16 protein-coding genes and 1 riboswitch are annotated in these 19746 nt (G+C 64.8%); of the genes, 8 read left to right on the forward strand and 8 right to left on the reverse strand.

Features of this window, described 5'->3' with window-relative positions; all coding sequences use genetic code 11:
* Positions 1–16: 16 nt before the first annotated feature.
* Positions 17–550 carry a YdcF family protein gene (locus tag ACQY4Y_RS10520; RefSeq protein WP_428490497.1) on the forward strand — a complete coding sequence of 178 codons (534 nt, stop codon included), beginning with the start codon at positions 17–19 and terminating at the stop codon, positions 548–550.
* A 30-nt stretch (positions 551–580) separates the two neighbouring features.
* On the opposite strand, the gene ACQY4Y_RS10525 is transcribed toward ACQY4Y_RS10520, so the two are convergent.
* Positions 581–913 (reverse strand): TIGR02300 family protein, encoded by a 333-nt coding sequence (locus ACQY4Y_RS10525; RefSeq protein ID WP_428490498.1) that lies wholly within the window; start codon positions 911–913, stop codon positions 581–583.
* A 207-nt stretch (positions 914–1120) separates the two neighbouring features.
* On the opposite strand from ACQY4Y_RS10525, the gene aroA reads away from it, so the two are divergent.
* The 4 genes from aroA (at position 1121) to ACQY4Y_RS10545 (ending at position 6788) form a co-directional block, all read left to right on the forward strand.
* Positions 1121–2470 carry a 3-phosphoshikimate 1-carboxyvinyltransferase gene (gene aroA, locus ACQY4Y_RS10530; protein ID WP_428490499.1) on the forward strand — a complete coding sequence of 450 codons (1350 nt, stop codon included), beginning with the start codon at positions 1121–1123 and terminating at the stop codon, positions 2468–2470.
* Positions 2467–3105: a (d)CMP kinase gene (cmk, locus tag ACQY4Y_RS10535; RefSeq protein ID WP_428490500.1), complete on the forward strand. Its 639-nt coding sequence runs from the start codon at positions 2467–2469 to the stop codon at positions 3103–3105. The genes aroA and cmk overlap by 4 nt, the downstream gene beginning before the upstream one ends.
* Before the next feature lie 122 nt (positions 3106–3227).
* A complete protein-coding gene (locus ACQY4Y_RS10540) occupies positions 3228–5396 on the forward strand; it encodes a BTAD domain-containing putative transcriptional regulator (protein WP_428490501.1) in 2169 nt (722 codons plus the stop codon).
* A 234-nt stretch (positions 5397–5630) separates the two neighbouring features.
* Positions 5631–6788, forward strand: a complete 1158-nt coding sequence (locus ACQY4Y_RS10545) for a hypothetical protein (RefSeq protein ID WP_428490502.1) — start codon at positions 5631–5633, stop codon at positions 6786–6788.
* Between the two features lie 146 nt (positions 6789–6934).
* Here ACQY4Y_RS10545 and ACQY4Y_RS10550 read toward each other — a convergent pair whose 3' ends face one another.
* The 3 genes from ACQY4Y_RS10550 to ACQY4Y_RS10560 all read right to left on the reverse strand — a co-directional run bounded on the left by ACQY4Y_RS10550 (position 6935) and on the right by ACQY4Y_RS10560 (position 9125).
* Positions 6935–7597 (reverse strand): CoA transferase subunit B, encoded by a 663-nt coding sequence (locus ACQY4Y_RS10550; protein ID WP_428490503.1) that lies wholly within the window; start codon positions 7595–7597, stop codon positions 6935–6937.
* Positions 7598–7637: 40 nt separating this feature from the next.
* The gene (locus tag ACQY4Y_RS10555; protein WP_428490504.1) at positions 7638–8345 is read right to left on the reverse strand and encodes a CoA transferase subunit A; all 708 of its coding nucleotides are present in this window, start codon (positions 8343–8345) and stop codon (positions 7638–7640) included.
* 381 nt (positions 8346–8726) lie between these two features.
* The gene (locus ACQY4Y_RS10560) at positions 8727–9125 is read right to left on the reverse strand and encodes a PPOX class F420-dependent oxidoreductase (RefSeq protein ID WP_428490505.1); all 399 of its coding nucleotides are present in this window, start codon (positions 9123–9125) and stop codon (positions 8727–8729) included.
* Between the two features lie 226 nt (positions 9126–9351).
* On the opposite strand from ACQY4Y_RS10560, the gene panE reads away from it, so the two are divergent.
* Positions 9352–10275: a 2-dehydropantoate 2-reductase gene (gene panE, locus ACQY4Y_RS10565; RefSeq protein WP_428490506.1), complete on the forward strand. Its 924-nt coding sequence runs from the start codon at positions 9352–9354 to the stop codon at positions 10273–10275.
* A 261-nt stretch (positions 10276–10536) separates the two neighbouring features.
* Here the strand turns inward: panE and ACQY4Y_RS10570 are convergent, their stop codons facing one another.
* The 3 genes from ACQY4Y_RS10570 to ACQY4Y_RS10580 form a co-directional block, all read right to left on the reverse strand.
* Positions 10537–12867, reverse strand: a complete 2331-nt coding sequence (locus ACQY4Y_RS10570) for a xanthine dehydrogenase family protein molybdopterin-binding subunit (RefSeq protein ID WP_428490507.1) — start codon at positions 12865–12867, stop codon at positions 10537–10539.
* 115 nt (positions 12868–12982) lie between these two features.
* Positions 12983–13945 carry an alpha-E domain-containing protein gene (locus tag ACQY4Y_RS10575; protein ID WP_428490508.1) on the reverse strand — a complete coding sequence of 321 codons (963 nt, stop codon included), beginning with the start codon at positions 13943–13945 and terminating at the stop codon, positions 12983–12985.
* A gap of 16 nt (positions 13946–13961) precedes the next feature.
* On the reverse strand, positions 13962–15458 hold the full coding sequence (locus ACQY4Y_RS10580) for a circularly permuted type 2 ATP-grasp protein (RefSeq protein ID WP_428490509.1): 1497 nt from the start codon (positions 15456–15458) through the stop codon (positions 13962–13964).
* 228 nt (positions 15459–15686) lie between these two features.
* On the opposite strand from ACQY4Y_RS10580, the gene thyX reads away from it, so the two are divergent.
* Together thyX and ACQY4Y_RS10590 are read left to right on the forward strand one after the other, a co-directional pair.
* Complete coding sequence (gene thyX / locus ACQY4Y_RS10585) at positions 15687–16619, forward strand: FAD-dependent thymidylate synthase (protein WP_428490510.1); 933 nt, start codon at positions 15687–15689, stop codon at positions 16617–16619.
* 328 nt (positions 16620–16947) lie between these two features.
* Complete coding sequence (locus tag ACQY4Y_RS10590; RefSeq protein WP_428490773.1) at positions 16948–18777, forward strand: potassium transporter Kup; 1830 nt, start codon at positions 16948–16950, stop codon at positions 18775–18777.
* A 33-nt stretch (positions 18778–18810) separates the two neighbouring features.
* Here the strand turns inward: ACQY4Y_RS10590 and ACQY4Y_RS10595 are convergent, their stop codons facing one another.
* The gene (locus tag ACQY4Y_RS10595) at positions 18811–19260 is read right to left on the reverse strand and encodes a PRC-barrel domain-containing protein (protein ID WP_428490511.1); all 450 of its coding nucleotides are present in this window, start codon (positions 19258–19260) and stop codon (positions 18811–18813) included.
* 266 nt (positions 19261–19526) lie between these two features.
* Positions 19527–19715: riboswitch (cobalamin riboswitch) on the forward strand.
* Positions 19716–19746 lie beyond the last annotated feature (31 nt).

A 19746-nucleotide genomic window follows, 5' to 3' on the forward strand; every position in this document is an offset into this window, starting at 1 on the left:
ATGAGAAACGGATGCGATGAAAGTCAACCCGCCCGACCCCGATCGCGGTGCGCCCGACGCGATCATCATCATCTTCGGTGCGGCGGTGCGACCGGACGGCCGCCCGAGCCAGACGTTGCTACATCGGGTCGAGGCTGCCGCCCGCTTCGGGGTGCGGTTCGCCCGGCCATTGTTCATTCCGACCGGGGCCAAGGGCCGCCACGGCGACGCCGAAGCGGTGGTGATGCGGCGAGTGCTGACTGATGCCGGCTATCCCGCGGCGGATATCCGCGTGGAGCTCACCGGCACCGACACGCTGTCATCGGTTCGCGCCGTCGCGGCGATGGTGGGCGGGAGCACGCCGGTCTATGCTTGCTCCAGCGCCTATCATCTGCCGCGATGCCTGCTGCTGCTGCGCCTTGCCGGGGTGCACGCCCGAGCTTGTCCGCCACCGCCGGTGCCGGCCGCGACAAGCCGGTGGCTGCGCTGGTACTGGCGTCTGCGGGAAACTCCGGCGGTGCCCTATGACGCGCTGCTGATGCTCTGGCTGCGGGTTTCCGGGAGGCTGTAGCTGGGTGCGGGGGCCTTGCGGTGGGCGGCCCTACCGCTCGTTCTCGTCGGCGTCGTTTTCCACTTCGATGTCGCCGCTGATGACGTCGGCGTCGTCCTCAAGGTCGTCGGCGGTTTCCAGGACATCTTCTTCCTCGACGTCCTCGACGCCTTCGACTTCCACGTCCACGTCTTCGGGCGCGGGCGCTGGCTTCTTCGGGCGCTTGTCCTCGACGACGTTGCCGCCGGTGCGGCGCGGGCGCGGCTGGTCGACCGGCTGTTCGGTGCCGCATTTGGGACAGACGGCGGGGGACTTCGTCAGGTCGTAGAACCGCGTGCTACAGGCGACGCAGACCCGTTTGGTGCCGAGTTCGGGCTTGGCCATGAGTATGTAAGGCCCTTCGTGACAGCGTCGTTGCCCATCTAGGGGCCAACGGCAAGAGCGGGCGCCCATGCCATCACGGCGGCGGCGTGTCAAATGCCGTCTCGGCGGTCGAAGCGGTATCCGCTGCGCTCGAAAGCCGATATCAAGCGGCATGGACACCACAGCCACCGCCGTATCATTCGCCCTGGCGTCGACTGGACCCGTGTGATGGATGAAGCCGCTCCGCGCCCGCTGAACTCTGGCAGAGCGTCCCGGCCGTTGCACGGCCGGATCGCCGTCCCGGGTGACAAGTCGATCAGTCATCGTGCCCTGATGTTCGGCGCGCTGGCGGTCGGCGAGACCCGCATTACCGGCCTGCTCACCGGTGAGGACGTGTTGCGCACCGCTGCCGCGATGCGCGCTCTGGGCGCCGAGGTCAGCCGCGATCCGGAGGGCGGCTGGCGGGTTGCCGGGCGCGGCATTGGCGGACTGATCGAACCGGCCGATATCCTTGACATGGGTAATTCCGGCACCGCCGCTCGGCTGCTGTGCGGTATCCTGGCCAGCCATCCGATGTTCGCGGTGATGACCGGGGACGCCAGCCTGCGGCGCCGTCCGATGCGCCGAGTGATCGATCCGCTGACCGCGACCGGCGCCCGCTTCAGCGCCCGCGAAGGCGGCCGCCTGCCGCTGGCGATCGAGGGCGCCCGCGATGCCCTGCCGCTGGACTATCGGGTTCCGGTTGCCTCGGCGCAGGTCAAGTCGGCGGTGCTGCTGGCCGGACTGAACGCGCCCGGCATCACCCGGGTGGACGAACCGCAGGCGACGCGTGATCATAGCGAGAACATGCTGCGCCATTTCGGCGCCGACGTCAGTGTCGAGGTCGCCGGCGCCGGCCGTGTCATCGAACTGACGGGGCAACCGGAATTGCGTGCCGCCGACGTGGTGGTGCCAGGCGATCCGTCGTCGGCGGCGTTCCCCCTGGTTGCCGCTCTGCTGGTCGCCGGCAGCAAGGTCACCATTCCGGGGATTGGCCTGAATCCGCTGCGCACCGGCCTGCTGGTCTGTCTGCGGGAAATGGGCGCCGACATCGTGGTGCGGAACAGCCGCACCGAGGGCGGCGAGCCGGTCGGCGACCTTGACATTGCCGGCGGCGCGCTGCGGGCGGTTGATATTCCCCCCGAACGCGCGCCCAGCATGATCGACGAGTATCCGATCCTGGCTGTGGCCGCCGCCTGCGCCGCCGGAACAACTCGGTTGCGCGGATTGCAGGAACTGCGGGTCAAGGAGAGCGATCGGCTGGCTGCCACCGCGGCCATGCTGAGCGTCAACGGTGCCAAGATCGAGATCGTTGGTGACGACATGATCATCCACGGCACCGGTGCCCCGCCGGCGGGCGGCGGGGTGGTCGAAACCCATATGGACCACCGTATCGCGATGTCGGCCCTGGTGCTGGGCCTGGTCGCGGCTTCCCCGGTCACCGCCGACGACGCCGGCTTCATCGACACCAGCTTTCCCGGCTTCGTCGAGCTGATGAACGGCCTGGGCGGCTCGATCCGGACGTTGCCGGCGGCATGACGCCCGTCATCATCGCCATTGACGGTCCGGCCGGGGCGGGTAAAGGCACGCTGGCGCGCCGGCTGGCCGCGAGCCTTGGGCTGCCGTACCTGGACACCGGCCTGCTATACCGCGCCGTTGGTCGGTTGGTATTGGATGCGGGCGGTGACCCGTCCGATCCTGTGGCAGCCGAAGCGGCAGTGGGTTCATTACGGCCGACGGACTTGGATCGTTCCGACCTGCGCGGCCCGCTCGCGGATGCCGCGGCGGCCGCGGTCGCGGCGATCCCGAGGGTTCGAGCCGGCTTGCTGGCGTTTCAGCAGGCGTTCGCCAGTCGGGACGGCGCCGTGCTCGATGGCCGCGACATTGGGACGGTGATTTTCCCAGATGCGGTCGCAAAACTTTTTGTGACCGCCAGTTTGCGGGAGCGCGCCCGCCGGCGTTGGCTGGAACTGCGGGCAAACGGCGAGGACGCCGATATCGCTATCGTCGAGGCGGACATGAAACAGCGCGACGACCGCGATTCGGCGCGCGTCGTCGCACCGTTGCGAGAAGCCGATGACTGTTACCGGCTTGATACCAGCGAAATGGATGCCGACGCCGTGTTCCGGTCGGCGCTGAGCTTCGTGCGAACCCGCCTTGCCGGGTCTTGCTGATTGGGGCTGTAGTGATTTGCCGAACGCTGGGCGCGGTTAACGCAGGCGGCAGGACACCCGTCGATGAGTATGGTGTCCGATGACGGTATGCGTTACATTTACGTGATGTCCGCGAGGGAATGATGGCAGACTCCACCAGCAGGCTCTCCGCTACGTCGTCAGCGACCGGCGCACTCGACCATGTCATCGTGCGGCTCCGGCTGATCGGCCAGATGGAAGCCTGGACGGTGCGGAGCGAAAGCGTGCTGCCCGCCGGGCGCAAGACCCGCGCGTTGCTGGCTAGCATCGCGTTGGCCGCGCCGAGGCAGGTGTTGCGCGGCCGCCTCGCCGAACAGCTCTGGAGTCGCCGCCCCGAAGAGCAGGCTCGGGCGTCGTTGCGGCAGGAAATCCATCGGTTGCTCGATGCATTATCGCTGGCCGAGACCGACATTCTGATCGTCACCCGGGATCATCTTACGCTGCGACCCGGCGCGGTCTGGATCGACGTCGAGGAGGTGATGAAGGCGACGACGGCTGAGCCGGCTTCGCTGGCACTGCTCGACGGCGACCTGCTGGAGGATCTGGACGGGATCGACCCTAATTTTGACGCCTGGCTGATCACCGAACGCGAACGCCTGCGCGACCGCGCCCGCGGTATCGCCGAGACGATGCTGACCGACGACCTGGAGCCCGACGCCGCCATCGGAGCGGCACAACGATTGCTGACGATCGACCGCTCGCACGAGGGCGCCTGGCGCTCGCTGATGAAAGCGCACGCGCAACGGGGTGAACGCGGCCTGGCGGTGCAGGCGTACGACCGTTGTCGGGCGGTTTTGGCGGACATGCTGGACGCCGCCCCTTCGGTCGAGACCCAGAAGCTGTTGAACGAAATCCGCGGCCCCTCGCACAGTCGCTTGCCGTTGCGCCCGCCGCAGCCGGCTGAACCGGCCGCGCCGCCGATACCTGCGGCAAACGAAATGGACCCAGGTGCCGCTGCCCCATCGGCACCGAACCTCGCCGAGGCGCAACCGAGCGGGCGCAAGCGGGAAGCGGCGGCGGCCCGGGGCGGTGCCCATATCGGCGTGATGCCGTTCCGTCTGGTCGGCATTCCCGACGAGGATGCGCATCTGGCGCCAGGCCTGGCGGATGAAATCACCAACGCGCTTTCGCGGTTCCGTTGGATGTTTATCGTGTCATCGAATTCGCTGGGCCGTTTCGGGGCCGAAAACCGCGATGAGGCGGCGATCCGGCGCGAATTCGGGCTGGACTTCCTGCTCGACGGATCGGTGCAGCGCGCCGGTAACAAGATCCGCATCAGCTTGCGGCTTTTGGATCTGCGGGCCAACAACCAGATCGTCTGGGCGCGCCGGTTCGATCGCGAGGCCAGCGACCTGCTGTCGCTGCAGGACGAGGTCGCCGCCGAGGTTGTCGCCCAAATCGATCCGGAAATCCTGCTGATTGAGGCCAAACGCAGCAAGGGCCGCAGTCAGATCGATGCCACCGCCTATGACCTGATGCTGCGCTCGATTCCGCTGATGGGACGGATGGAGCACGTGCCGTTCATGCAGGCCGGGCAACATCTGGTCGATGCGATCGCGCTGGAACCGGATTATGCCGCCGCCTATGCGTGGTATGCCTATTGGCACATCTTCCTGGTGGGGCAGGATTGGGCGGACCATCCCATGGCGATGATGGAAAAGGCCGGGGAATTGGCCGAACGCGCCATCGTCCTGGACCCGTTCGATGCCCGCGGCCTGTCGATCAGCGGCCATGTCCGGGCATTCCTGCACCGGCGGCTGCGCGAGGCGATGGTGCTGCACGAGCGGGCACTGTCGCTGAACCCGAATCTGGCGATGGCGTGGGCGTTGTCGGCGGTCACTCACGCCTATGCCGGCGATCCGGAAGAGGCGGAGCGCCGCAACAACCGCTACAAGAAGCTGTCGCCGCTGGACCCACACGCGTTCTTCTTCGACGCATTCTTCGTGCTGATCCACATGATGAAGCGCGATTACGAGACCGCGGTGGAGGCCGGCAGGACGGTCAGTCAACTCAATCCGTCTTTCACCGCCACCTACAAGCCGTATCTCGCGGCGCTGGGCCACCTGCACCGCGATCAGGAGGCTGCCATTGTCCGCCGCCGGTTGCTGACCTTGGAGCCCGACTTCACCATCGAGCGGTTCCTGAAGACCAATCCGATGGAGAGCGAAAGCGACAAGATGCACTACGCGGAAGGCCTGCGTCTGGGTGGCATCCGCGAACGTGACCCGCCGGTCGCCAATGCACCCATCATTCTGCGGCCGGGATTGAGTTGAGGCATTTTAGGGGCGCCAATTTCCGCGGCGCATGGATAGGCGAATTGGATACACAGCCGGCGCTGGCCGGCGACGGGCCGCGGGCGCAGCGTGGGGCGCTTTTGCTAGTGCTCGGCCGTCAGAGACGCCTTGCCGCCTGGCCACCGACAACCGGGCCGTCAGTCCGGGCCCGGACGCGAAGTCGGCTTGGCCGGGGCGCTCCGCCGCTTAGTTGCACCAGGGAAGGTTGAGACGATGCCGATGACGCGACGAGGGGCGATCGGTCTTGCCGCCTCTGTCACGTCGATTCCGGCGGCCACCGCCGCCGTCGGCGATGCTCCGCAGAACGGCAACGCGCACCTGTTTCCCGGTGAGGAAGTCATACAGGTGAATGGGTATCCCTCGCTGATCCGCTATCAGCCGTCCACGGGGGACGGTCCGCTGGTGGTGTTCGTTCCGGGAACCTCGTTCCTGGCCCGTATTGCCTATGGCTATCCGGGCGGTCGAAGCACCGATTTCCTCAGCCACTGGCTGGTCGAGGCGGGGTTCCCGTTCCTCGGCACCTCTTACCCGCTGGATAACCCTGTCTATAGTGTAAGGTATCCTGCGTTCACCATTACCGACTGGGGGCGGCAGGTTGCGGGGGCGGCGCGCCGCACCATCGATGCAAACCGGCTTGGCAACCGGATCATCGTCGTCGGTTGGAGCATGGGCGGCAAGATTGTGGAGAAAGTGGCACAAGCCGCGCGCGCCGCGGGGCTCGATCTGAGGCTGTTCGTTGCCCTGGATGCTCTGCCGCCGGGCCTCAATCTGTTTCCCGGCAACGCCGAACAGTTGGCGCTTGCACCGGACGGACTGGTGGACCAATCGGCCTCGCTGCTGCCGTGGTTCACCTCGATGGTCGGAATACAGGGCAGGATCAACGGTCATCCGATCATGTCGGCGGCCGATTTGCGCCGCCTTTTCACCGGCAACCCGCCGCTCGACCTGCAGGGCGAGGCGGCCCGATACCGCGACGGCCGTATCGTCCAGGACGTCGCGGCGGCGATGCAGGACGGCGGCGGCACGGACTATGGACAGTATCCGCCGGTCGCGCTGATCGTCAGCAACGGCGCCGCCGATTATCCCAACGTTCTACTTTGCCGCAGCAATTGGGCGCTGTGCCTGGGCCAGGGTCTGTATCGCCGTCTGGTTTATCCGCATCGCGACCGCATCCCGGCGCTTCCTGCCCAACGGTGGGACGCGTTGCAGGCGATCTTCGCCGGCGCCGCGCAGCGGTTGACCATTCAGGTGGCCGGCACGCATTTCCTGTTCCTGGGCGAGACAGGCGCGCGCGCCACCGCCGCGGCGATTACCGCGCTGGCCGAGCGTTCGGCCCAGACCGAGAACGAAATCGCCGGCCTGATCGGGTAGGCCGCCGCGGTTCTGGACCATTTTCGGCATGATCGTGCATGCCGAAAATGGTCCAGCTCTTTGTTTTGTCGCACGATTCACGCGCCTCGCGCGAACAGCGCGTCCGTCGGACGACGAACGTTCCGCCCAAGCCGCGATCGTGCTCTCTAGGCGTTGGCTTTCAAGTGCTCTGCCACGGTGAATGGAGCCTCGGTCTTTTCGCGCAGTTCAGCCAGGGTCACGCCCGGTGCGATGTCGACCAGACGCAGCCCGTCATCCTGACCCTTCGCGGTCACCTGGAACACGCCCAGATCGGTGATGATCAGATCGACCACCGCCGCCCCGGTCAGCGGCAGGTCGCAGCGCTTCAGCAGCTTGGGCTTGCCGCCGGCGGTGTGTTCCATCAGCACCACGACCCGGCGCACGCCGGCGACCAGGTCCATCGCACCGCCCATCCCCTTGACCATCTTGCCCGGGATCATCCAGTTCGCGAGGTCGCCGTTCTCGGCCACCTGCAAGGCGCCCAGGATCGAGATGTCGATGTGCCCGCCGCGCACCATCGCGAAGCTGGAGGCGCTGTCGAAGAAGCTGGTGGTCGGCAGTTCAGTCACCGTCTGCTTGCCGGCGTTGATCAGGTCGGGGTCTTCCTCGCCCTCGAACGGGAAGGCACCCATTCCCAGCATGCCGTTTTCCGAATGCAACTGGATCGACATCCCGTCGGGGATGTGGTTGGCGACCAGGGTCGGAATGCCGATTCCCAGATTGACGTAGAAGCCATCTTCCAATTGCTTGGCTGCTTGAGCGGCCATCTGGTCACGGGTCCAGGGCATGCTTGCTTCCTATGGTCGGGGCGCGCTTGCGCGGGATGATCTAGGCGCGTTTGCGTACGGTGCGCTGCTCGATCCGTTTATTGATCGCATCGAGTTTAACGATGCGATTGACGAAGATACCGGGGGTGATGATGTGATCGGGGTCGATCTCGCCCGGCTCGACAAGATGTTCGACCTGCACCACCACTGCTTCGCCGGCGGTGGCCATGATCGGGTTGAAATTCCGAGCGGTCTTTCGGTAGACCAGATTGCCTTCGGTATCGGCGATCGCGGCATGGATGATCGACAGATCGGCGCGTAATCCGCGCTCCTGCACATATATCCGTCCGTCGAATTCCTGCTGCGGTTTGCCCTCGGCGATCTGCGTGCCGGCGCCGGTGGCGGTGAAGAATGCCGGGATGCCGGCGCCCCCGGCGCGGATGCGTTCGGCCAGGGTGCCTTGCGGATTAAACTCGATTTGCAACTCGCCGGCGAGGAATTGCCTGGCGAAGGTGGCGTTTTCCCCAACATAGGAGCTGATCATCTTCTTGACCTGCCGGGTTTGTAGCAGCAGACCCAGGCCGACATCGTCGATCCCGGCGTTGTTGGAGATGATGGTCAGCTCCTTGACGCCGCTGTCGCGGATCGCCTCGATCAGGGCCGAGGGAATGCCGCACAGCCCGAACCCGCCGGACATGATCGTCATGCCGTCGCGCAGCAGGCCGTTCAAGGCCGCTGTCGGATCGGGAAAGAGTTTGTTGATCGACATACACGCCCCCGGGATCGCCGTTGCCCGCATCTAGCCGAAGCGATGCTGGGTCAGCAAGCGTGCCATAGGAACGGGTCGATAGCACACGATATGTCCGGTGATACTGGGCTCCTTTTGAGGGCCAGGATGCGCCGGTTGGACATTCTTCAGGGGGTACGAATAATCAAGTTCCGGAGCGTTTCTGATCGTTGCGAATCGAGCGAGATCAACCAGATCGATGCGGCTGACCTGCCTGGGGCAAGCGGCGGCTTCGGCCGTTGCGGGGTATGATGCTGCATCATCGCGAAGCGATCCGCCGGAGGCAAGCACGCGGAAGGCGTTATGTTCGGGGATATCAACAGAGACTCCCCGGGGCACGCCAAAGGGGGGGGGGCGCCGCACTCAATCCGGCCGGATCGCGATCATCACCCGCTGATGTCGCGGAAACAGCCGAGCATACAGGTCGAGGATCTGCTTCCAAGGCCAGTATTTGCGGTTGAGCGACTGCATGCCGCGGTCGAACTCCGCACTGCCCGTGATCCGAGCATGTGCAGCAACCCAGGCGCCTGTCACCTTGCCGCGGGCATCGCAGGGCGCAATCTTCACCACGCCGGTCCGACGGATCCGTTTCGCCTTGCCGGAGTCTGCGGTCGTATAGACATAGATCATCACGCCTTCGACCTCGGATGGCGCGGGCGCGAACCAGACTGGGGTGCGCACACCCTTGCCGCTTTTGCGGTAGGTTTCCAGATTGAGATACTTCTTGCCCTGAAGCGCATCCAGGGCCGCGGCGGCGTTCATCGACAGCCTCCTGTCTTGGCGTTCCGCCAAGATCGCGTCCGCGGAAGTCCGCAGGAACTCCGCGAAACAGATCACGGCTTTTGTCTGGTCGGCCCCAAAATCGAAGCGCTACTGGCGTTTTGACACAATAGCCATCAGACTTCGAGTTTGCCCGTGCGAGAGAGCGACCCGGCCGAGGATCGATAACCTGGCGATGTCTGCGACGGCGAATCAAGGGAAGACAACCATGCGTATTCTCGTTGTGGGCGCCGGATCCACCGGTGGCTATTTCGGTGGTCGGCTGGCACAGGCCGGCCGCGATGTGACGTTCCTGGTGCGCCCGGCACGCGCGGAACGACTTCGCGCCGACGGCCTGCGGATCGTCAGCCCGCATGGCGATGTCACCCTAGCGCCAAGGCTGATCACTGCGGGTAACATCGACGCACCCTATGACGCCGTGCTGCTAACGGTGAAAGCGTTCTCCCTCGACGCCGCGCTCGACGATCTGGCACCTTCTGTCGGACCCGAAACGATGATCCTGCCGGTGCTGAATGGCATGAAGCATGTCGACGCCCTGATCGCCCGCTTCGGCCGGCAGGCGGTCGTCGGATGTGTCTGCAAGGTCGCCACCATGATGGACGACCAGGGACGCATCGTGCAGCTCAATAAATTGCAGGACCTTGCATACGGAGAAATGAGTGGATCACCGTCGCCGCGCACCCGCGCTCTCGACGAGGTGATGAAAGGCGCAGGCTTCGATGCCAGCCTGTCACCGACCATCCTGCGCCAAATGTGGGAAAAATGGACCCTGCTCGCCACGCTCGGCGGCATTACCTGCCTGATGCGCGGCACGATCGGCGAGGTGGAGGCAGCCCCAGGCGGCCGCGAATTCGCCCTCGGGTTGCTGGCCGAGGTTTGCTCTGTGGTCACCGCGGCCGGGGTTGCGCCGAGCCCTGCATTCGTGACCGCCACCGAAGCGGCGGTTACACAGCAAGGCTCCCCGCTGACGTCCTCGATGTATCGAGACCTGCAGCAGGGTAGCTCGGTCGAAGCGGAACAGATCATCGGCGATCTTCTGACAAGGGGCCGCGACGCCGGTATCTCCACCCCACTGTTGGTCGCGGCCTTTGTTCATCTATCGGTGTACCAGGCCAGAATTTCGGCAGTGTGACCGCGATCGGCGATGAAGTGTTCAGCACCCGCTTGACAGCCTCGGCTCGGTTCGGTAGCGGTCAGCCTATGATCACCGACCGCGGCAAGCAAGCGGATGGCGGAAAAGTCCCTCTCCAAGGGGACTAAGGTTCTACGCGGATTTACGCTTCAGCGTTATCGGATCGATCACAGCCCCGCCATATTGACGGGGTTTTTTTCTGCCGATTGCTGTCCCTGGCGGCACGGTCCACCCGCGCCGCCGACCGAAAAGCTGGACTAGCTAGGCCGCCTTGGCGAGCGTCATCGCCCGCCATACCCGCTCCGGCGTCGCCGGCATGTCGATGTGCGTCACCCCATCGCCGCTCAACGCATCAATAATCGCGTTGATCACCGCCGGCGGACTGCCGACGGCTCCAGCCTCGCCCGCGCCTTTCACGCCCAGCGGATTGGACGCGCAAGGGATCTCCAGCAACTCCACCTCGATATCGGGGAACTCGTTGGCCCGCGGCATCGCGTAGTCCATGAAACTGCCCGACAGCAACTGGCCCGACGACGGATCATACACAGTGTGCTCCAGCACCGCCTGGCCGAATCCCTGGGCCACACCGCCCGCCACCTGGCCGCGCACGATCAGCGGATTGACGGTCTTGCCGAAATCGTCGCAGACACTGTAGCGAACCAGTTCAACCATTCCGGTCTCCGGGTCGATCTCCACCTCCGCCATGTGGCAGCCGTTCGGGAAGGTATGCGCGTCGATCGGCGCGACCTCGGCCGCATCCAGCAAGGTTGCCGGCTGTCCCGCCGAAGCCTTCTTCCGCTGGGTCGCCGCCAAGGCCACGATATCCACGCCGCGGTCGGTCCCGACGATCGAGAACCGACCATCCGCGAAGCCGATATCGGCCACCGCCGCTTCCAATTCCTCGGCTGCCGCCTGCTTGCCCTTGTTGATCACCGACTCCGACGTCAGCAGAATCGCCTGTCCTTCGGAATACAGGCTGCGAGCCCCGCCGGTGCCGCCGCCGACCGGGATGGTGTCGGTGTCGCCCTGGCGGATGCGAATCTTGTCGCCATCGATGCCCAGGTTGTGGGCGGTCAGCTGCACGTAAGCCGTCTCGTGCCCCTGCCCAGTGGACTGGGTGCCGACATAGACGTCCACGAACCCATCCTCGGCGAACCGGATCTCCGCCCGCTCGGTCGGATCGCCGCCAGTCGCCTCCAGGTAATAGGCCAGTCCCAGCCCGCGCCGCTTGCCACGCGCCACCGCCGCCGTTTGCCTGGCCGCAAAACCTGCATAGTCCATCCGTTTCGTGGCGGCATCGAGAACGCTGCGGAAGTCGCCGCTGTCATAACTCTTGCCCACCGGCGTCGAGTGCGGCATCGCGCTCGGCAGCACCATGTTTCGCCGCCGCAATTCCACCCGGTCGATGCCGAGCTCCCTGGCCGCGGCATCGACCAGCCGTTCGACAAGATAGTTGCTTTCGGGACGACCCGCGCCGCGATAAGCGTCGACCGGCACGGTGTTGGTGAACACACCCAGCACGTTGGCATAGATCGCCTTGAAGCCGTAAACACTGGCCAAGACGCCGGTGCCGGCGAAGGTCGGGATGAACGGTGCGAACGTCGATAGGTAGGCGCCCATGTTGGAGATGTTGCGCGTCCGCAAGGCGAGAAACTTGCCGTCCGCATCAACCGCCAATTCGCCCCGAGTAACGTTGTCGCGGCCTTGCGTATCGCACAGGAAAGCCTCCCCACGTTCCGCCGCCCACTTCACCGGACGGCCCAGCTTGCGGGCGGCGAAGCAGGTCAGCACATGCTCGGCGTACAGAAACAACTTCATGCCGAAGCCGCCGCCGACATCAGGAGTAATGACACGAAACTTCTCGGGCTCGACGCCGAACAGCGGACCGATCAAGTTCTTCACCATCCAGCCGCCCTGGGTATTCGCATGCAAGGTCCAGCGACCGGACGTGGCATCGAACTCCGCCACCGCCGCCCGCGCCTCGATCGAGTTGACGACGATCCGGTTGTTGATGATTTCGATTTTGGTGACGTGCGCCGCCTTGGCGAACTCGGCTTCGGTCGCCTGCTTGTCACCGATCTCCCAGTCGAACGCCAGGTTGTGCTCGACGTCGGGCCAGACCCTAGTCGCGCCTTTGTCCATCGCGGTCGCCGGATCGGTGTGCGCCGGCAGCGTATCGTAATCGACCTCGATCGCCTCGGCCGCGTCGCGCGCCTGTTTCGCGGTCGCGGCGACGACGAAGGCAACCGGGTCGCCGACATGGCGGACAGCGCCATCGGCCAGCACCGGGTGCGGCGGAGTGGCCTGCGGCGAACCATCGCGGTTGTTCACCGGCGCCGCGCAAGGCAGCGGTCCCACGCCCTCGGCGGCGAGGTCGGCGGCGGTAAAGACACCGGCGATGCCAGGAAGGCTGGCCGCCGCCGCAGTGTCAATTCGGCTGATTCTCGCCGCCGCATGGGGGCTGCGCAAGACGATGCCGAACAACATGCCCGGCAGCACGATATCGTCGGTATAGCGCCCAGAACCTTTCAGCAGCCTGGGGTCCTCCACGCGGCGGACGGGCTGCGCAAGTCCGAACTTGGTGGTGGCCATGATCGAGGCTCCTTTCATAGGCTGCTGTCCCGGCGCAGCATGTACTGCGGCGGGGGGAAACGCCAAGGGGTGAGGCACCATCGCGGCCCTTGCCCGACGAGCTATTCCGCCGTCATCAGCTGAACGACTGCACGATGTCGTGGTGCAGCCCGCCAATTTCGTGCTGCACGTAATCCAGGAACGGCGATAGTTTGCGCGAGGCCAACTCGGCGACGTTCTGATATGTCATCATACCGTTCAGGTGATCCAGTCGCTCCAGTGCCGCCGGCATGCGCAGCAGATAGCGCGCCCGCAACTGCGTCAGGTGCCATTCGGCTTGCGCCAGGTTTAATCCCACCGAGCGTGGAAACGCGGTATTGGCCAGCAGGAAGCAGGCTACCTGGCGAGCGTCGTAGCCGGCGGGATGTTCCCGCCGATAGGCATGATATCCCGCCGCCCCCCGCAGCAGTGCATTCCATTGTCCGGCCTCGACATCGGCATCCAGCGCATCCGACCGGGGCGCGCCAGCGTTGAACCGCGTATCCAGGAGGCGGGTCGTCTGGTCCGCCCGCTCCAGATAGCGGCCCACCATGTAGAAGTGCCAGGCCTGGTCGCGGTAGAGCGTGCCCTCGGTGATCCCGGTATGAGACTGGGCGCCGTCCTTGAGCATGTTGCAAGCGGCGGTGAAATGGTCGGGCGAGATGGTGGCGGCGCTCAACTGCCGAATCCGCTCGTGGAAAACATTGATCTGCAACCACATCTCGGTTGAGATCAGTGCCCGCAAGGTGCGCGCGTTCTCTCGCGCCGCGGCGACGAACCACTGCACCGAGGTCGGATTGTCGTCATCCAGCAGATAGAACTCGCCGACGCTACGCTGCGTCGCCTCGGTGTGCTTCTTGTAGAATTCGGTCAGGTCGCCGTTGATCCGCGGGATCGATAACCAGTTGCGGGTATCGTCGGCATCGCGCGCGAAGGTATTCGCGACATCGAGTATCCGCGCCATGTTCTCGATCCGCTCCATATAGCGGGCAAGCCACAAAGTGCTTTCGGCGTGCCGGGCGATCAGATGAACCTTGTGCGGCTGCGCAATGAAGGCCATTACACCGGTTCCGTACTCAAGCCAGGACCCAGGTGTCTTTTGAACCTCCGCCTTGCGAGGAGTTCACCACCAGGGTTCCGGCGCGCAGCGCAACCCGCGTCAGTCCTCCAGGCAGCACCCAGGTGTCCTTTCCGGTGACCGCGAACGGCCGCAGATCGATATGGCGCGGTCGCACGCCGTCGTCGCACAATGTCGGCGAAACCGAAAGTTTCAACGTCGGCTGGCTGATGTAGTTCGACGGCTCCGCCTTCAGCAGCGAGCGAAACGTCTCAAGCTCCTGCCGCGAGGCGTGCGGCCCGACCAGCAGGCCATAGCCGCCTGATTCCGCCACCGGCTTGACCACCAGCTCATGCAGATGCTCCAGCGTGTAGGCCAGCGCGTCCGGTTCGCAACAAATCCTTGTCTCGACATTTGGCAGGATCGCGTCCTCCGAGAGGTAATACCGGATGATCCGCGGCATGTAGGCATAGATCGCCTTGTCGTCCGCCACCCCGGTACCCACCGCGTTGGCGATCGCCACCGCGCCTCGCCGCCACGCCTCGATCAACCCCCTTACCCCCAGCGTGCTGCCGGGATCGAACGCTTCGGGATCGAGGAAATCATCGCTGATTCGCCGGTAGATCGTGTGCACCTGCGCCAACCCGCAGGTCGTGCGCATCCACACCTTGCCGCCGTCGACGCACAGGTCGCGGCCTTCCACCAACGGCACGCCCATCTCGCGCGCCAGGAAAACATGCTCGAAATACGCCGAGTTGAAGATGCCGGGCGACAGCACCACGACCTGTGGGTCATCGACCCCCGGCGGCGCGATCTCCGCCATCGCGTTGTGCAGACGCAGGCCGTATTCGTCGACCCCGCGCACCCGCAAGCTGGTCATCAGGTCCGACATCACCCGCAGGCTCATGTGACGGTTCTCGACAACGTAGGCGACGCCTGACGGTGTCCGGGCGTTATCCTCCAGCACCCGAAACGTGCCGGTCTCGTCGCGCACGATATCGATGCCGCAGACATGGACATAGGTGTTGAACGGCACGTCGAAGCCGACCATTGCCTGGCAATAACCGGCGTTTTTCAGCACCAGCTCCGCCGGGATAATCTTGTCGGCGAGGATTTTTCGATCGTGGTAGACGTCATGCAGGAACATGTTCAGCGCCCGTACCCGCTGCACCACGCCGGTCTCGATCTGATTCCACTCGGCCGGCGTGATAACGCGGGGAATCAGGTCGAACGGCAGGATGCGGTCGATCGCGGTGGCGTCGGAATACACCGTGAAGGTGATGCCGCGTTCCAGCAGATCCCGCTCCGCCGCGGCCGAACGTCGGCGCAGGCTGTCGATCGGCAGCGCCGACAGCCGCGACAGCAACAGCGTCAGCGTCGGGTGCTGCGGCTGGCCGGGGCGCATCATTTCACAGAAGAACGCCGCCGGGTCGTAGCCCTGCATCGTGCCATGCGGCTGCAATTGGGCTTGCAACTGACTTTGGACTTGAGTCTGGCTGTCACCGCCCGGCTGCATCCGCGTCTCCGTTTTGCAATGCGGGATGATAGAGCAAACCGGTTCGGGTGAAAGGGTTTTTCCCACCGCCGGCGGTCCCTGCTTTCAGCGATGCCGCGCAGCTTAACCTGCCACCGACCCGCAGACCCCCGAGACCCGCCGGGCCGCGCCCGGCGCCCAGGTCACGGAAATGCTTTATCCGCCACGCCCGCCCCTGTATGGACCCGGCACCGATCGCGGGAGGTCGCCTTGGCTGACGAGTCTCACACCCAACAGCAGGTGGCGGAAATCGCCGATGCCAGAAGCCGAACCGCGACCACCCTGCGCCCCACCGTCCCGGCGTTGGAGGCCATGCTGTTCCATGCCGTCCCAGTGCTCGACCATGGTCTCGTTCGGGTCATCGACTACATGGGTGACGACACCGCCATCGTGCAGGCGGCCCGTGTCTCCTACGGCCGCGGCACCAAGCGAGTGCAAGAGGATGCCGGCCTGATCCGCTATCTGATGCGCCACCGACACACGACGCCGTTCGAGATGTGTGAGATCAAGTTCCACGTCAAACTGCCGATCTTCGTCGCCCGGCAATGGATCCGCCACCGCACTGCAAGCGTCAACGAATATTCCGCCCGCTATTCGATCCTGGACAAGGAGTTCTACATTCCCGCCCCCGAACAACTCGCTGCCCAATCTACCGCCAACCGTCAGGGCCGCGGCGAGGTGTTGGCAGGCGACGAAGCCGCCGAAGTGCTTGGCCTGCTGCGCGACGACGCCGAACGCACCTATGCCAACTATGCCGTGATGCTGAACGAGGGCGCGACCACTGATCCCGCGCGCCGCGGACTGGCGCGCGAGCTTGCCCGGATGAACCTGACGCTGAACACCTATACCCAGTGGTATTGGAAAACCAACCTGCACAACCTGTTCCACTTCCTGTCGCTGCGCGGTGACGCCCACGCCCAGTACGAAATTCGCGTCTACGCCGACGCCATGCAGCGGATGACCGAGGCCTGGGTGCCGATCGCCGCCGCCGCGTTTCGCGACTACCGCCTGGACGCGGTCACCCTTTCGGCGCAGATGGTCGCCGTGCTGAAACGGATGTTGGCCGGTGAGGCGGTCACCCAGGAGACCAGCGGGCTCAACCGTCGCGAGTGGACCGAGTTCAGCCGGCAGATGCTGCCCTGACACTGATATTCCAGGCGCCACCCTTGCGGCGCACCGCCCGCTTGCGTGCTGCAAACAAAGCGCCAGAGTAAGACCAGCCGCGCCCCGCGACCAATCGGCTCATAGCGGGGCGCTGCCAGCCGTTGCCCTACACCATTTTCCGCATGACTGTACCTGCCGAAAATGGTGTAGCTCTTTGTTTTGTCGCATGATTCACGCGCCTTGAACGTTCCGCCCGGCGCGATCATGCTGTACCCAAGCATTCGCCGCCCATCATGAGGTCAACCGTTTGAGCCACGATCATGAGCCCGACGCACGCGGCTCGACCAAGCCAAGCTTCGGCGTGCTGATGGCGGTGTTGGGCGTCGTCTACGGCGATATCGGCACCAGCCCGCTCTACGCCTTCAAGGCCAGCCTGCAGTTGTTCGAGCCGACCCGGACCACCGCCGTCGAGGTCATGGGCGTGCTGTCGCTGATCTTCTGGTCGCTGATCGTCATCGTCACGGTCAAATATGTCTTCCTGGTGATGCGCGCCGATAATCGCGGCGAGGGCGGCATCCTGGCGCTGATGGCGCTGGCGCAGCGGGTTTCGGTTGGCAGCAGCGTCAAGAGCGCGATCGCGCTGATCGGCATTGCCGGCGCCTGCCTGTTCTTCGGCGACGGCGTGATCACCCCGGCGATTTCGGTGCTGTCGGCGGTCGAGGGTCTGGAAGTCTCTGCCCCGCAGCTGAAATTCTACGTGCTGCCGATCAGCATCGCGGTGATCGTAGCGCTGTTCGCGGTACAGTACACCGGCACCGGCCGCGTCGGCCGGATCTTCGGCCCGGTGATGGTCGCGTGGTTCTTCATCATCGGGCTAAGCGGGCTGGGCGAGATCATTCCCCATCCGTTCATTCTGCTTGCGATCTCACCCAGCTACGCGGTGGCGCTGTGCATCCAGTACAAGGGCATGGCGTTCTTCGTGCTGGGCGCTGTGGTGCTGTGCGTGACCGGGGCCGAGGCGCTGTATGCCGATATGGGGCATTTCGGCGCCCGACCGATCCGGCTCAGTTGGCTAGGTTTCGTGCTGCCCTGCCTGATCCTGAACTATTTCGGCCAGGGTGCGCTGATCCTGCGCGACCCGTCGGCGATTGAAAACCCGTTCTTTCTGCTCGACCCGGTCTGGGTGCGGTTGCCGATGGTGCTGCTGGCGACCGTGGCGACGGTGATCGCCAGCCAGGCGGTGATCTCCGGCGCGTTCTCCGTGGCCCGCCAATGCATGCAGCTTGGCTTCCTGCCGCGGATGATGGTGCGGCACACCTCGAATATGGAGGAAGGCCAGATCTACGTCCCGCAGGTCAACATCGCGCTGGCGATTGGTGTCGTGCTGCTGGTGCTGGCGTTCAAGACCTCGGACCACCTCGCCTCCGCCTACGGCATCGCGGTCACCGGAACGTTCCTCTGTACCGCGGTGCTGGCTATGGTGGTGTTTCGCCGCCAGTTCCACTGGTCGCGCGCCGCCTCGATCTCGGTGTTCGGCACCCTGTTCCTGGTCGATATCGTATTCTTCAGCGCCAACACGGTCAAAATCGTCGAGGGCGGCTGGGTGCCGTTGGTGCTCGGCCTCGGCTTGACCGTGATGATGACGTCGTGGAAGCAGGGGCGCGACCTGCTGTTGTCGCGCTGGAAGCAGTCCAGCATGCCGCTGGCCCCGTTCCTTGCCCGGTTGCCGCAGTCGAGGATCATCCGGGTGCCCGGGCTGGCGGTGTTCATGACCAGCAATCCCGACTACGTGCCGACCTCGTTGCTGCACAATCTCAAGCATAACAAGGTGCTGCACGAGAACGTACTGTTCGTGACCGTGCAGAACGAGGACGTGCCGGAGGTATCGCCGCGCCGCCGCGCCGAGGTCGCGCAACTGGCGCCCGGCATCCACCGGGTGATCCTGCGCTACGGTTTCATGGAAAGTCCGAACATCCCACGCGCGCTTGAGGAACTCACCGATCAGCTCAACGTCCGGGTCACCCAGGCGAGCTATTTCCTCGGCCGCGAAGTGCTGGTGCCGGGTATGGCCCCGAAACTGTCATGGTGGCGCCGCGCGCTGTTCCTGGTGATGGCGCGCAACGCGGTGCCGGCGACCGAGTTCTTCCGCATCCCGAGCGATCGCGTGGTGGAACTGGGGGTGCGTATCACAATCTGATGCCGGCGGCCGGCTACCGCCGCCGGCGGTAATTTACCCGCTGTAGGTGAAGGTCGGCATGGCATTCAGGGCGGCCTTGCTGGCGCCCGGCAGGGTCACCTTGGTACCGTCCTGGCCGCTCTCGATGTGCAACTGGTGGTACGGTACCGCGACCAACTTGTTGCCGATTCCCAGAAAGCCACCGACCGAGATCACCGCCGTGACGATCTGGTCACCCTGCTTGATGATCAGGTCGTCGACGCTGCCAACCTTCTCGTTCTGATCGTTATAGACCGCCGAACCAATCAGCCTGCTGGCCCGAAAGCCGCCCTGCTGTTTCACCGTCGCGACCACCAGATCGGTGCTTTTCGGCGCACCCGGCAGGTTCGCCGGCGCGGTCGCCGCCGGCGCGCTCGGGGGTTGCGGATGCAGCGGGGCTTGTGCCCGGGCTGATCCAAGCGCGCCAAGCAAGGCGATAAGGCTGAGACGGACCGGGCGGATCATTTCATTTCCTCGCGTCTGGGTTGATCGCCGGGGTCTGTCGGTTCGCATCCCGATGGGACGAATGCCTGAGCCTCTTGGCGGCGCGGGCCTGACGGTGGCGGCATGGGCTGAATAGGTCTTCTGGGTGCGAAGATAAAGCCGACCGTCGTCGTCTGGCGAACCGACATGATTGTCACACGTCATCGGATTTTGCCGCCCTGTCCCCAGGTGTTGACGCACTCGATGTCAATGCCCCTTGACGACGGGCGCGAAGATCGAAAAAGTTTTCACCGGTTTGATGCTGCGTGTTTGGAACGGCACGCAGCCAAGAGGGAAGCGGTACACTACCGGGGCTGCACCGCAACTGTAAGCGGCGAGCGGCTTTCCAATAACGTCACTGGGGTGCGCGCCTCGGGAAGGCCGGACGGTTGCGCTGACCCGCGAGACAGGAGATCTGCCGCAGCAACAATACACGGACGGGGTGCACCGTTAAGATGCAGGCGTGGC

This window comes from Rhodopila sp., from assembly GCF_965277165.1.
Lineage (GTDB): Bacteria > Pseudomonadota > Alphaproteobacteria > Acetobacterales > Acetobacteraceae > Rhodopila.

Bases quoted from the DNA above. Each gene is read 5' to 3' on its own strand.
- ACQY4Y_RS10520 (WP_428490497.1), top strand. From the start codon at position 17: ATGAAAGTCAACCCGCCCGACCCCGATCGCGGTGCGCCCGACGCGATC.
- ACQY4Y_RS10525 (WP_428490498.1), bottom strand. From the start codon at position 913: ATGGCCAAGCCCGAACTCGGCACCAAACGGGTCTGCGTCGCCTGTAGC.
- aroA (WP_428490499.1), top strand. From the start codon at position 1,121: ATGGATGAAGCCGCTCCGCGCCCGCTGAACTCTGGCAGAGCGTCCCGG.
- cmk (WP_428490500.1), top strand. From the start codon at position 2,467: ATGACGCCCGTCATCATCGCCATTGACGGTCCGGCCGGGGCGGGTAAA.
- ACQY4Y_RS10540 (WP_428490501.1), top strand. From the start codon at position 3,228: ATGGCAGACTCCACCAGCAGGCTCTCCGCTACGTCGTCAGCGACCGGC.
- ACQY4Y_RS10545 (WP_428490502.1), top strand. From the start codon at position 5,631: ATGCCGATGACGCGACGAGGGGCGATCGGTCTTGCCGCCTCTGTCACG.
- ACQY4Y_RS10550 (WP_428490503.1), bottom strand. From the start codon at position 7,597: ATGCCCTGGACCCGTGACCAGATGGCCGCTCAAGCAGCCAAGCAATTG.
- ACQY4Y_RS10555 (WP_428490504.1), bottom strand. From the start codon at position 8,345: ATGTCGATCAACAAACTCTTTCCCGATCCGACAGCGGCCTTGAACGGC.
- ACQY4Y_RS10560 (WP_428490505.1), bottom strand. From the start codon at position 9,125: ATGAACGCCGCCGCGGCCCTGGATGCGCTTCAGGGCAAGAAGTATCTC.
- panE (WP_428490506.1), top strand. From the start codon at position 9,352: ATGCGTATTCTCGTTGTGGGCGCCGGATCCACCGGTGGCTATTTCGGT.
- ACQY4Y_RS10570 (WP_428490507.1), bottom strand. From the start codon at position 12,867: ATGGCCACCACCAAGTTCGGACTTGCGCAGCCCGTCCGCCGCGTGGAG.
- ACQY4Y_RS10575 (WP_428490508.1), bottom strand. From the start codon at position 13,945: ATGGCCTTCATTGCGCAGCCGCACAAGGTTCATCTGATCGCCCGGCAC.
- ACQY4Y_RS10580 (WP_428490509.1), bottom strand. From the start codon at position 15,458: ATGCAGCCGGGCGGTGACAGCCAGACTCAAGTCCAAAGTCAGTTGCAA.
- ACQY4Y_RS10590 (WP_428490773.1), top strand. From the start codon at position 16,948: ATGGCGGTGTTGGGCGTCGTCTACGGCGATATCGGCACCAGCCCGCTC.
- ACQY4Y_RS10595 (WP_428490511.1), bottom strand. From the start codon at position 19,260: ATGATCCGCCCGGTCCGTCTCAGCCTTATCGCCTTGCTTGGCGCGCTT.